At 63.8% G+C, this 12,152-nt stretch carries 10 protein-coding genes; all 10 read left to right on the forward strand.

Translation table 11 applies throughout. The features are described from left to right. The first annotated feature begins 11 nt into the window (after positions 1–11). The 10 genes from pdhA to ACQY4Y_RS22240 all read left to right on the forward strand — a co-directional run bounded on the left by pdhA (position 12) and on the right by ACQY4Y_RS22240 (position 11,825). Positions 12–1,022, forward strand: a complete 1,011-nt coding sequence (gene pdhA, locus ACQY4Y_RS22195) for a pyruvate dehydrogenase (acetyl-transferring) E1 component subunit alpha (RefSeq protein ID WP_428492743.1) — start codon at positions 12–14, stop codon at positions 1,020–1,022. A 3-nt stretch (positions 1,023–1,025) separates the two neighbouring features. After that, the gene (locus ACQY4Y_RS22200; protein WP_428492744.1) at positions 1,026–2,405 is read left to right on the forward strand and encodes a pyruvate dehydrogenase complex E1 component subunit beta; all 1,380 of its coding nucleotides are present in this window, start codon (positions 1,026–1,028) and stop codon (positions 2,403–2,405) included. A 16-nt stretch (positions 2,406–2,421) separates the two neighbouring features. After that, positions 2,422–3,750, forward strand: coding sequence for a pyruvate dehydrogenase complex dihydrolipoamide acetyltransferase (locus tag ACQY4Y_RS22205; RefSeq protein ID WP_428492745.1), 1,329 nt, complete (start codon positions 2,422–2,424; stop codon positions 3,748–3,750). Between the two features lie 49 nt (positions 3,751–3,799). Then, positions 3,800–4,885 (forward strand): glycosyltransferase, encoded by a 1,086-nt coding sequence (locus ACQY4Y_RS22210; RefSeq protein ID WP_428492746.1) that lies wholly within the window; start codon positions 3,800–3,802, stop codon positions 4,883–4,885. Next, on the forward strand, positions 4,869–5,408 hold the full coding sequence (locus ACQY4Y_RS22215) for an N-acetyltransferase family protein (RefSeq protein ID WP_428492747.1): 540 nt from the start codon (positions 4,869–4,871) through the stop codon (positions 5,406–5,408). Before ACQY4Y_RS22210 ends, ACQY4Y_RS22215 begins: the two co-directional genes overlap by 17 nt. Then, positions 5,401–6,801 carry a dihydrolipoyl dehydrogenase gene (lpdA, locus tag ACQY4Y_RS22220; protein WP_428492748.1) on the forward strand — a complete coding sequence of 467 codons (1,401 nt, stop codon included), beginning with the start codon at positions 5,401–5,403 and terminating at the stop codon, positions 6,799–6,801. The genes ACQY4Y_RS22215 and lpdA overlap by 8 nt, the downstream gene beginning before the upstream one ends. Before the next feature lie 249 nt (positions 6,802–7,050). Further along, positions 7,051–7,140 (forward strand): K(+)-transporting ATPase subunit F, encoded by a 90-nt coding sequence (kdpF, locus tag ACQY4Y_RS22225; RefSeq protein WP_428492749.1) that lies wholly within the window; start codon positions 7,051–7,053, stop codon positions 7,138–7,140. 31 nt (positions 7,141–7,171) lie between these two features. Then, entirely contained in the window at positions 7,172–8,899 is a 1,728-nt protein-coding gene (kdpA, locus tag ACQY4Y_RS22230) for a potassium-transporting ATPase subunit KdpA (protein WP_428492750.1), read from the forward strand. Positions 8,900–8,971: 72 nt separating this feature from the next. Next, positions 8,972–11,074 (forward strand): potassium-transporting ATPase subunit KdpB, encoded by a 2,103-nt coding sequence (gene kdpB, locus ACQY4Y_RS22235; RefSeq protein ID WP_428492751.1) that lies wholly within the window; start codon positions 8,972–8,974, stop codon positions 11,072–11,074. A 145-nt stretch (positions 11,075–11,219) separates the two neighbouring features. After that, complete coding sequence (locus ACQY4Y_RS22240) at positions 11,220–11,825, forward strand: K(+)-transporting ATPase subunit C (protein WP_428492752.1); 606 nt, start codon at positions 11,220–11,222, stop codon at positions 11,823–11,825. Positions 11,826–12,152 lie beyond the last annotated feature (327 nt).

Here is a 12,152-nt window from a genome sequence, read left to right on the forward strand (position 1 = left end):
AGAACGTCGAAATGGCGCAGGCGGCCGAGGCGAGAAAACGCGGCAAGACCAAGGACGGCGCGGTGGACCGCGATACGCTGCTGAAGGCGTATCGCTCGATGTTGTTGATCCGGCGCTTCGAGGAGAAGGCCGGGCAGCTTTACGGCATGGGTCTGATCGGCGGGTTCTGTCACCTGTATATCGGGCAGGAAGCGGTCGTCGTCGGGGTGCAGTTGGCGCTGGGCGATGGCGACCAGGTGATCACCTCCTACCGTGATCACGGCCACATGCTGGCGACCGGCATGGAAGCGCGCGGCGTGATGGCGGAGTTGACCGGGCGGTCCGGCGGGTATTCTCGCGGCAAGGGCGGGTCGATGCACATGTTCAGCAAGGAGAAGAAGTTCTTCGGCGGCCATGGCATCGTCGGGGCGCAGGTCAGCCTGGGCACCGGGCTGGCGTTCAGCAACCTGTATCGCGGCAACGACCGGGTTGCGATCACCTATTTTGGCGAGGGGGCGTCGAACCAGGGGCAGGTGTTCGAGAGCTTCAACCTGGCGGCGCTGATGAAGCTTCCGGTGGTCTATGTGATCGAGAACAACAAGTACGGGATGGGCACCTCGGTCGAGCGCGCGTCGGCCAGTAACGACCTGTCGAAGAACGGCGCGCCGTGGGGCATTCCGGGGTCCCAGGTCGATGGCATGGATGTGCTGGCGGTGAAGCAGGCAGCCGAGGCGGCGGTGGCCCGTTGCCGCGCCGGCAAGGGTCCTTATCTGCTGGAGGTGAAGACCTATCGGTATCGCGGCCATTCCATGTCGGACCCGGCGAAATATCGCACCCGCGAGGAAGTGCAGATGATGCGCACCCAGCATGATTGCATCGAGAGCGCGCGGCGCCGGCTGGAGCAGTTGGATGTCGAGGAGAAGCAGATCAAGTCGATCGATGACGAGGTCAAGGGCATCATCCAGGACGCCACCGACTTCGCACAGGCCAGTGCGGAGCCTGAGCTTGCCGAACTGTATACCGACGTGTTGCTGGAGGGCTGAGCGATGGCGACGCAGATCCTGATGCCGGCGCTGTCACCGACGATGACCGAAGGCAAGCTGGCACGCTGGTTGAAGGATGTCGGCGACGACGTCCGCGCCGGCGACGTGATCGCCGAGATCGAGACCGACAAGGCGACGATGGAGGTCGAAGCGGTGGATGAGGGCAAGCTGGCCCGGATCCTGGTGGGCGAAGGCACCGAGGGGGTTGCCGTCAACACGCCGATCGCAGTGTTGAGCATGAACGGGGAGGATGTCTCGACGGCGGAGGCCCCGAAGGCGGAGGTCGCCGCGCTGCCGAAGGTGGCGACGCAAGGGTCCGACCCGGCGGCGATCGCCGAACAGGGAGCCAAGGGGCAGCGTCAGGAGGCGCTGGCGGCGGTGCCGGCTCCGGAGCGGGATTGGGGGCCGAGCAAGCCGGTGACGGTGCGCGAGGCGCTGCGTGATGCGATTGCCCTGGAGATGCGCCGCGACGCGGATGTGTTCCTGATCGGCGAGGAGGTCGCCCAGTACCAGGGTGCCTACAAGATCAGCCAGGGGTTGCTGGACGAGTTCGGGCCGAAGCGGGTGATCGACACGCCGATCACCGAACACGGTTTCACCGGGATGTCGGTGGGGGCGGCGTTGAGCGGGCTGCGCCCGATCGTCGAGTTCATGACCTTCAATTTCGCCATGCAGGCGATGGATCAGATCATCAACAGCGCGGCCAAGACGCTTTATATGTCGGGCGGGCAGATGGGCTGTCCGATCGTGTTGCGCGGGCCGAACGGCGCGGCGTCGCGCGTCGGCGCGCAGCACTCCCAGTGCTACGCCAGTTGGTATGCGCATGTGCCGGGATTGAAGGTGGTCTCGCCGTGGTCGTCGGCCGATGCCAAGGGTCTGCTGCGCTCGGCGATCCGCGATCCCAACCCGGTGATCATGCTGGAGAACGAAATTCTGTATGGGCAGACCTTCGACTGCCCGGTCGATGAGGATTTCCTCGTGCCGATCGGCCGAGCCAAGGTCGAGCGCGTGGGCCAGCATGTGACGATCGTGGCGTTCAGCATCATGGTCGGGGTGGCGATGAAGGCTGCCGATGCGCTGGCGGAACAGGGGGTCGAGGCCGAGGTGATCAATCTGCGCTCGCTGCGCCCGCTGGACACCGCGACCATCGTGGACAGCGTGAAGAAGACCAGCCGGTTGGTGACGGTGGAGGAAGGCTGGCCGTTCGCCGGCATCGGCGCGGAGGTCGCGATGCAGATTATCGAGCACGCGTTCGACTGGCTGGATGCGCCGCCGGTTCGGGTGCATGGGGTCGATGTACCGCTGCCGTACGCGGCGAATCTGGAGAAGCTGGCGCTGCCGCAGCCGGGCTGGGTGGTGGACGCGGTAAGGAAAATCGTCTGAGCGGGGAACGTTACTTATGGCGACCAATATCCTGATGCCGGCGTTGAGCCCTACGATGACCGAAGGCACGCTGGCGCGGTGGCTGAAGAAGGAAGGCGAGACGATCAAGGCCGGTGACGTCATCGCCGAGATCGAGACCGACAAGGCGACGATGGAGGTCGAGGCCGTCGATGAGGGCGTGCTGGGGAAGATCCTGATCGAGGACGGCACCGCGAACGTGCAGGTCAACGCGCCGATCGCGGTGCTGGTGGATGATGGCGAGGCGGTTCCCGAGCAGACGCCGGCAGCGGCGGCGGCGAAACCGGCCCAGGCCGCGCCGCCGGCCGAGCCGAAGCCGGCTGCCAGTCCTGCCCCCGCACCGCCGGCGCCGAAGGCACAGGGCGCCGCGGCGGCCAATGGCCATGCCGCCGACGGTGAGCGGATATTTGCCTCGCCGTTGGCGCGCCGCATGGCGGCACAGGCGGGGATTGCGTTGTCTGGGCTGAAGGGCAGCGGGCCGAACGGGCGGATCGTGCGCGCCGATATCGAGGCGGCCCGGCAGGGCGGCGCGGTTGCGGCGCCGGCGACGTCGATGCCGGCCCCGGCGATTGCCACGCCCGCCGCCGCGCCGATCGGTGCCGCAGCGCAGCCGGCGGTTAGCGCACCGCATAAGCTGATCCCGCACACGTCGATGCGGAAGGTCATCGCCAAGCGGCTGAGCGAGTCGACTGCGACGATTCCGCATTTCTATGTCTCGATGGACATCGAGATCGATGCGATGATCGCGCTGCTGGGCCAGTTGAACGCCAAGTCGCCGCCGAAGGAGCAGCCGGGCGCCTATCTGGTCACCATCAATGACATGGTGATCAAGGCGGCGGCAGCGACCTTGCGCAAGGTGCCGGCGGTGAACGCCAGTTGGACCGAGGACGGCATGGCGTTCTACGACGATGTCGATATCAGCGTCGCGGTGTCGATTCCGGACGGGCTGATCACGCCGATCATTCGCCAGGCGGATGCCAAGGGGCTGGCCACGATCAGCCGGGAGATGAAGGACCTGGCTGGCCGGGCGCGGGCCGGCAAGCTGAAGCCGGAGGAATTCCAGGGCGGCGGGTTCTCGATCTCGAACATGGGGATGTTCGGGGTGTCGGCGTTCACCGCAATCATCAACCCGCCGCAGTCGGCGATTCTGGCGGTGGCGGCGGGTAAGAAGCGGCCGGTGGTGAACGCCGCAGGCGAACTTGCGGTGGCGACGGTGATGACCTGCACGCTGTCGGTCGATCATCGCGTTGCGGACGGCGCGCTGGGGGCGAGCTGGATGCGGACGTTCAAGCAGGTGGTGGAGGATCCGTTGAGTTTGCTGTTGTAGCGGGGCGCAACAGACCCATGATCAGACTTCCATTGGCAAAATCACGCTGATGCTGCATTTCTTTCCACATTACGCCAATGACGTCAGCGAGCATCCGTTTGCGGTCGAGCTCCGCCGTTGCCAGGTACCGCATCGCTTTTTTGCGTCGGTAGTCGATCGGACTTACACCACATTGGCTGAGCGGCTTTTCGTGGCTTATCCGCGGATGATCTGGGTCGCGCTTGGTTCCGCTATTCGGTCCTTGCTGCTGAGCCGACCGCGTCCGGTGGCGGCAGTCGTCGGGTCCGATATCGAAGCGCTGATTTTCGGCCTCATTCGAATGTTGCTGCGGCTTCGCACGATTGTCGTATTTGAAACGTTGATTATTGCGCCGCGCCGATCGCGGAGGCTGACCGCGCTAGCTCATGGCTACTTCGGCTTTATACTTTCGTTGATCGACGTGGCCATCTGCCATTCTCATGCCGAAACTGTTCAATATGCCGCAGCCTTCCCTCGCGCGCGATGCCGCTTCGCTTGCGTTCCTTATGGCACGACCGTGACGAACCATCGGGCGCTGATCGCGAAATACAGCAACCGGACCGAAAACGCGGACATTGTTACGGCCGGTCGTTCCGGGCGCGACTACACGACGTTGGCGAAAGCCATCGAAGATCTGCCGTGCAGGTTGCGCATCATCTGCAATCTCGCGAGTTCGGTTGCCGGCATCATTCAAAGTCGGCAGATCATGGTGATGCGGGACTGCTTCGGCCCCGACTATATAGATACGCTGGCCAAGTCCTTGTTCGTCGTCGTTCCGCTCGCCAGCGATGATGTTTCTGCTGGGCAAATGGTGCTGCTGCAGGCGAGCGCGTTGCGGAAGGCGGTGGTCGTCACCCGAACCACGACGACGCTTGAATACGCCACCGACACCGAGGACGCATTATTCGTCGATATCGGGGATGTCCATCAAATGCGAACGGCGATACGGCGGTTGCTTGAGGACGCGTCGCTGCGGGATCGGTTGGCCGGAAAAGCACTCGAACGTTTCGAGCGATGCTACACCACGGAACAATACGTTCGAAATATGGTTGCCGCGATCACGGCCGCGGCGGCTCCCGGGATGGCGGATGCATTGAGCCATGGCTCCCGGCACTAACGTGCAGTCTCAAAACGACCCTGCGGCACGGCCTCGGGTCTTGATCCGTGACGCCACGGCGACTGACGTTGGCCCCATCCTGCGTCTGGTCCGAGCGTTGGCTGAGTATGAACGGTTGGGCCATGAGGTTACCGCCACCGAGGCCGAGATGCGCGAAGCGCTGTTCGGGCCCCTGCCCCGCGTTCACGCACTTCTGGCGGAGGTTGCCGGCGAGCCGGTGGGCCTCGCGCTGTTCTATTATACGCTGAACACCTTCAAGTTGCGGCCGAACATCTTCCTGGAAGACCTGTTCGTCGATCCGGCCTACCGCGGCAGCGGCATCGGCATCGCCCTGATGCGCACACTGGCGCGGCGGGCCGTGGCGGAGAATTGTAGCCGCGTCGAATGGCGTGTGCTGAACTGGAACCGACCCTCGATCGAGTTCTATCGTCGTATTGGTGCCGAATCGATCGTGGATTGGCATACGTTATTGCTGGACGGCGCCGCGCTCGCCGCGCTGGCAGAAGGAACCTCGCATGGCTGAGCAAGCATTCGACCTGATCATCCTTGGCGGCGGCCCCGGCGGCTATGTCGCCGCCATCCGTGCTGCCCAGCTGGGGATGAAGACCGCGGTGGTGGAGCGCGAACACCTGGGGGGAATCTGCCTGAACTGGGGCTGCATCCCGACCAAGGCGCTGCTGCGTACCAGCGAGATCAACCATCTGCTGCACAATATCGGGGATTTCGGTTTCGACGCGGTGGAGCCTCGTTTCGACATTGGCAAGGTGGTGAAACGGTCGCGTGCGGTTGCGAAACAACTTTCGTCGGGCGTCGCGCATCTGTTGCGCAAGAACAAGGTCGCCGTATTCGACGGTGCGGGAAAGCTGGCCGGCAAGCAGACGGTATCGGTCAGCAAGGACGGCAAGGACACAGCCACGCTGAAAGCGCCGCATATCATCCTGGCGACTGGCGCGCGCGCCCGGCAGCTTCCCGGGATCGAGTCCGACGGCAAACTGATCTGGTCGTACAAGGACGCGATGGTGCCGCCGATGATGCCGAAATCGCTGCTGGTGATCGGATCGGGGGCGATCGGCATCGAGTTCGCCAGCTTCTATCTCAACATGGGCGCCAAGGTGACGGTGGTGGAGGTGTTGCCGCGCATTCTCGCCGTCGAGGACGAGGAGGTTTCCAGTTTCGCGCACAAGGCGTTCGAGAAGCAGGGCATGAAGATCATTACCGGCGCCGCGGTGAAGACCGTCAAGAAGGGCGCCGACAACGTGACCGTAACGGTTGAAGCCGGCGGCAAAAGCCAGCAGATCAGCGTCGATCGGGTGATCTCCGCGGTCGGGATCGTCGGCAACGTCGAGCATCTCGGGCTGGACGGCACCGGGGTGAAGGTCGATCGCGGCCATGTCGTGATCGACGAATACTGCCGCACCGGCGAGCCTGGCGTTTATGCCATCGGCGACCTTGCCGGGCCGCCCTGGCTGGCCCACAAGGCGAGTCATGAAGGGGTGCTGTGTGTGGAGAAGATCGCCGGCCTGAACAATGTGCATCCGATGGACGTGCTTAACATTCCCGGCTGCACGTATTGCCGGCCGCAGGTTGCTTCGGTCGGGCTGACCGAGGCCAGGGCCAAGGAGCGCGGGCACGAGGTCAAGGTGGGGAAATTTCCGTTCATCGGCAACGGCAAGGCGATCGCCATGGGCGAGCCCGAGGGCATGATCAAGACCGTGTTCGACGGCAAGACCGGGGAGCTGCTTGGGGCGCATATGGTTGGTGCCGAGGTCACCGAAATGATCCAGGGCTACGCCATCGCTCGCACGCTGGAGACCACGGAAACCGAGCTGATCAATACGGTATTCCCGCATCCGACGGTGAGCGAGACGATGCACGAGGCGGTGCTGGACGCCTATAAGCGGTCGATCCACTTCTAGTTTAAGCGCCGGTGGCTTGCCGGGAGGTCCCGGTTTATATGGAAATACTATATAGCGACCGAACAAACCGCATGGTTCCTTAAGGTTCATCGGCCTATCTGCTGGCCCGTTGAATAATCGGCGGCCGCGTTGCGGCGCCCGAGGGAAACACGACCATGCTCGACCTGATCTTCATCGCCACCGGCGCAGCGTTTCTCTACATCTGCGTGCTTTACGCCTTCGCCTGCGATCACCTGTAGGACCACGCCGATGATGCTGGACTACGCACTGGGCGGTTTGGTGACCGTCTTCATCCTGGCCTACCTCGTCGTCGCGCTGATCAAGCCCGAACGCTTCTAGGTCGCGCCAGATTGCCCGGAACACCACTCCCATGACAGTCAACGGTTGGCTGCAGATCGCTCTGTACTGCGTTCTGCTCACGCTCCTGGTCAAGCCGCTGGGGGGCTACATGACGCGCGTCTTCGGCGGCGAGCGCACACCGCTTTCGCCGCTGCTCAGGCCGCTGGAGCGCGGCATTTATCGGTTGTGCGGCGTCGATGAGGCGGACGAGCAGCACTGGATCACCTATGCCGTCGCCATGCTGGCATTCACCTTTGCCGGCTTCGTCGTGCTTTACGCGCTGCAACGGCTGCAGGCGACGCTGCCGTTCAATCCGCAGCACCTGGACGCGGTGTCGCCCGATCTGGCGTTCAACACTTCGGTCAGTTTCGTAACCAATACGAACTGGCAATCCTATGTGCCGGAAACTACCCTGAGCTACCTGGTGCAGATGGCCGGGCTCACGGTGCACAACTTCGTCAGCGCCGCCACCGGCATCGCGCTGGCGCTGGCGCTGATCCGCGGGTTTTCGCGCCGCTCGGCGCAGAGTGTGGGCAATTTCTGGCTCGATCTGACGCGCTGCACGTTGTATATACTTCTGCCCATATGTATCGTGATCGGCCTGGTTATGGTGTGGCAGGGCGTGCCGCAGAACCTGTCCGCCTATACCGACGTCACCACGCTGCAGGGCGGCAAGCAGATCATCGCCCAAGGTCCGGTCGCCTCGCAGGAGGTGATCAAGATGCTGGGCACCAACGGTGGCGGCTTCTTCAATGCCAACTCCGCGCATCCGTTCGAGAATCCGACGGCGCTGACCAACCTGATCCAGATCCTGTTGATCTTCTCGATCGGCGCGGCGCTAACCAACGTGTTCGGCCGCATGGTCGGCGACCAGCGCCAGGGCTGGGCGATCTTCGCGGTGATGGGGGTGTTGTTCCTGGCCGGCGTGACCACGGCGTACTGGTCGGAGGCCGCCGGCAACCCGCTGTTCGCGCACCTTGGGGTCGATCAGACTGCCAGCGCGTTGCAGGCGGGCGGCAACATGGAAGGCAAGGAGGTCCGCTTCGGCATCGCCAACTCGGCGCTGTTTACCACGATCACCACTGATGCGTCCTGCGGCGCGGTCAACAACATGCATGACAGCCTTACGCCGCTGGCCGGCATGGTGCCGATGGTCAACATCATGCTGGGCGAGATCATCTTCGGCGGCGTCGGGTCAGGGCTTTATGGCATGCTGCTGTTCGTCATCGTGGCGATGTTCGTGGCCGGGCTGATGGTGGGGCGCACGCCGGAATACCTCGGCAAGAAACTCGAAGCCAAGGAGGTCAAGATGGCCATGCTCGGCATCCTGATCCTGCCGCTGTCGATGCTTGGTTTCACCGCCGTCGCGGTGGTGATCCAGCCCGGGCTGAGCGCGCTTTCGAACGCCGGGCCGCACGGGTTTTCCGAGGCGCTGTATGCCTACACCTCGGCGACCGGCAACAACGGCAGCGCGTTCGCCGGGCTGTCGGCCAACACGCCGTTCTGGAACGCGACGCTGGGCATGGCGATGTTCATCGGCCGCTTCCTGATGATCATCCCGATGCTAGCGATTGCCGGGTCGCTGGCGGCGAAGAAGATCGTGCCGACATCGGCCGGCACCTTCCCGACCAATGGTGGGCTGTTCGTCGGCCTGGTTGTCGGCGTGATCCTGATCACCGGCGGGCTGACCTTCCTGCCTGCACTGGCGCTTGGACCGGTCGTCGAGCAACTGGCGATGCACGCCGGTACCACTTTCTAGCGTTTTGTTTGTCGCATGATTCACGCGCTTCAACGTTCCGCTGCGCATGATCATGCTGTTAGGGCACCTTAGATGGACACCAGAACTCGCTCCCGCGATACCAAGTCCAGCCTGCTGGACACCGCCATCCTGCTGCCGGCGATCGGCCAGGCGTTCCGTAAACTCGACCCGCGGCTGATGATCCGCAATCCGGTGATGTTCGTAGTGGAGGTCGTGGCTACCCTGACCACGGTGATCTTCCTGCGCGACCTGGTGACCGGGGGAGCGCATATCGGCTTCACCTTCCAGATCATCCTGTGGCTGTGGATCACCGTGCTGTTCGCCAACCTGGCCGAAGCCGTCGCCGAGGGTCGCGGCAAGGCGCAGGCGGCGTCACTGCGCAGCGCGCGGACCGACACCATGGCCAACCGGGTGACCGCGACGGGAACCGAAACCGTGGCGGCGCCGGATTTGCGGCAGAACGACCTCGTGCTGGTTGCCGCCGGCGAACTGATCCCCAGCGATGGTGAGGTAGTCGAAGGCATCGCCTCGATCGACGAATCCGCCATCACCGGGGAATCCGCCCCGGTGATCCGCGAAAGCGGCGGCGACCGTTCGGCCGTGACCGGCGGCACGCGGGTGCTGTCGGACTGGATCAAGGTGCGCATCACCGCCGCGCAGGGGTCGACCTTCCTGGACCGGATGATCGCGCTGGTGGAGGGCGCCGAGCGGCAGAAGACGCCGAACGAGATTGCGCTGAACATCCTGCTTGCTGGCCTGACGCTGATTTTCGTATTCGCCGTCGCGACCATCCCCAGCTTCGCGACCTATGCCGGGGGGTCGATCTCGGTGGTCATCCTGGTGGCGCTTTTCATCGCGCTGATTCCGACCACGATCGGCGCGCTGCTGTCGGCGATCGGCATCGCTGGCATGGACCGCCTGGTGCGGTTCAACGTCCTGGCGATGTCAGGCCGAGCGGTGGAGGCGGCGGGAGATGTGGATACGCTGCTGCTGGACAAGACCGGAACGATCACTCTGGGCAACCGGCAGGCGACCGAGTTCTTTCCGCTGTCCGGTGTCACTCCGGTCGAACTGGCCGATGCCGCGCAACTGTCCTCGCTGCCCGACGAGACGCCGGAGGGACGCTCGATCGTGGTGCTGGCGAAGGAGAAGTACGACATCCGCGGGCGCGAGATGGCGCCGATGGGCGCGCAGTTCGTTGCGTTCTCGGCGCAGACACGTTTGTCCGGCATCGACTTTGAGGGATCGTCGATCCGCAAGGGCGCGGTGGACGCGGTGCTGAACTGGGTGCGCTCCCAGCGCAGCGGCGGGCAGAACGGCGGGGTGACCACGGCGGTGCGTCCCACCGTGTCTGACGCCTCGGTGAAGGAACTGACCGCGAAGGCAGAGGAGATCGCCAGGGCCGGTGGCACGCCGCTGGCTGTTGCCAAGGACGGCAGGCTGCTGGGGGTCATTTACCTGAAGGACATCGTCAAGGGCGGCATCCGCGAGCGGTTCAGCGAATTGCGCCGGATGGGGATCCGCACGGTGATGATCACCGGCGACAATCCGTTGACCGCCGCGGCGATCGCCGCCGAGGCGGGGGTCGATGATTTCCTGGCGCAGGCTACGCCGGAGGCCAAGCTGAAGCTGATCCGCGACGAGCAGGCCCAGGGCAAGCTGGTGGCGATGTGCGGCGACGGCACCAATGACGCCCCTGCCCTGGCGCAGGCCGATGTCGGGGTGGCGATGAACACCGGCACGATGGCGGCGCGCGAGGCCGGCAACATGGTCGATCTCGACAGCGATCCGACCAAGCTGATCGAGATCGTCGAGATCGGCAAGCAGTTGCTGATGACCCGCGGCGCGCTGACCACATTCTCGATCGCCAACGATGTCGCGAAGTATTTCGCGATGATCCCGGCGATGTTCATCGTGATCTATCCGCAGTTGCAGGCGCTGAACGTCATGCGGCTGAGCAATCCGCAGAGCGCGATCCTGTCGGCGATCATCTTCAACGCGCTGATTATCGTGGCATTGATTCCACTGGCCCTGAAGGGCATTCCGTACCGCCCGATCGGCGCTGCCGCGCTGCTGCGGCGCAACCTGCTGATCTATGGGCTGGGCGGGCTCGTCGCTCCGTTCATCGGTATCAAGCTGATCGATCTGGCGGTGACCGCGATGGGGTTGGCTTAGCCGGGGCCGTATCGGCCGCGGAATTTCAACATAGATGCACGCGGATTAGCACAGATAGGAAGGTAAGATTCGGCGGGCTTTACTCACTCGATCCGCGTTCATCCGTGTTTATCTGCGTGCAAATCCTTTGCCTAGGACAACGACAATGCTCAAGCAAATCCGTCCCGCTATCGTGATGATCGCCTGTATGACGATCCTGACTGGCCTGGCCTACCCGTTGGCGATGACCGGCATCGCCCAGGTTATCTTCCCACACCAAGCCAATGGCAGCCTGATCGAGCGTGACGGCAAGGTCATCGGGTCCACTCTGATCGGGCAGAACTTCACCGCCGCTAACTACTTTCACGGCCGTCCGTCCGCCACCACCGACACCGACCCGAACGACGCCAGCAAGACGGTGCCGGCGCCATACAATGCCGCCAACTCGGGCGGGTCTAATCTTGGCCCGACCTCGAAGGCACTGCTGGACCGGGTGAGCGCGGATGCAAACAAGCTGCACGCCGAGAACCCCGGAACGCCGGTGCCGATCGACCTGGTGACGACCTCGGCCAGCGGGCTCGACCCCGACATCTCGCCGGCGGCGGCGTTGTTTCAGGTGCCGCGCGTGGCCAAGGCGCGCAAGCTGCCCGAGCAGCAGGTGCGCCAACTGGTGCAGGATCACGTCACCGGGCGTATCGCCGGGCTGATCGGCGAGCCCCATGTCAACGTGCTGCGGTTGAACATGGCTCTGGATGCGCTAAATCATTCTTGAGCCGGACCGGCGACCGTCTGGCGGTTGGTCAGGAACCAAGCCGGAAGCGGATAGGCCCTGAAGCGGACAAGCCCTGAAACGGACAAGCCCTGAAACGGACAAGCCCTGAAACGGACAAGCCCTGAAACGGACAAGCCCTGAAACGGACAAGCCCTGAAACGGACAAGCCCTGAAACGGACAAGCCCTGAAACGGACAAGCCCTGAAACGGACAAGCCCTGAAACGGACAAGCCCTGAAACGGACAAGCCCTGAAACGGACAAGCCCTGAAACGGACAAGCCCTGAAACGGACAAGCCCTGAAACGGACAAGCCCTGAAACGGACAAG

The sequence above is a fragment of the Rhodopila sp. genome, from assembly GCF_965277165.1.
Lineage (GTDB): Bacteria > Pseudomonadota > Alphaproteobacteria > Acetobacterales > Acetobacteraceae > Rhodopila.

Bases quoted from the DNA above. Each gene is read 5' to 3' on its own strand.
- pdhA (WP_428492743.1), top strand. From the start codon at position 12: ATGGCGCAGGCGGCCGAGGCGAGAAAACGCGGCAAGACCAAGGACGGC.
- ACQY4Y_RS22200 (WP_428492744.1), top strand. From the start codon at position 1,026: ATGGCGACGCAGATCCTGATGCCGGCGCTGTCACCGACGATGACCGAA.
- ACQY4Y_RS22205 (WP_428492745.1), top strand. From the start codon at position 2,422: ATGGCGACCAATATCCTGATGCCGGCGTTGAGCCCTACGATGACCGAA.
- ACQY4Y_RS22210 (WP_428492746.1), top strand. From the start codon at position 3,800: ATGCTGCATTTCTTTCCACATTACGCCAATGACGTCAGCGAGCATCCG.
- ACQY4Y_RS22215 (WP_428492747.1), top strand. From the start codon at position 4,869: ATGGCTCCCGGCACTAACGTGCAGTCTCAAAACGACCCTGCGGCACGG.
- lpdA (WP_428492748.1), top strand. From the start codon at position 5,401: ATGGCTGAGCAAGCATTCGACCTGATCATCCTTGGCGGCGGCCCCGGC.
- kdpF (WP_428492749.1), top strand. From the start codon at position 7,051: ATGATGCTGGACTACGCACTGGGCGGTTTGGTGACCGTCTTCATCCTG.
- kdpA (WP_428492750.1), top strand. From the start codon at position 7,172: ATGACAGTCAACGGTTGGCTGCAGATCGCTCTGTACTGCGTTCTGCTC.
- kdpB (WP_428492751.1), top strand. From the start codon at position 8,972: ATGGACACCAGAACTCGCTCCCGCGATACCAAGTCCAGCCTGCTGGAC.
- ACQY4Y_RS22240 (WP_428492752.1), top strand. From the start codon at position 11,220: ATGCTCAAGCAAATCCGTCCCGCTATCGTGATGATCGCCTGTATGACG.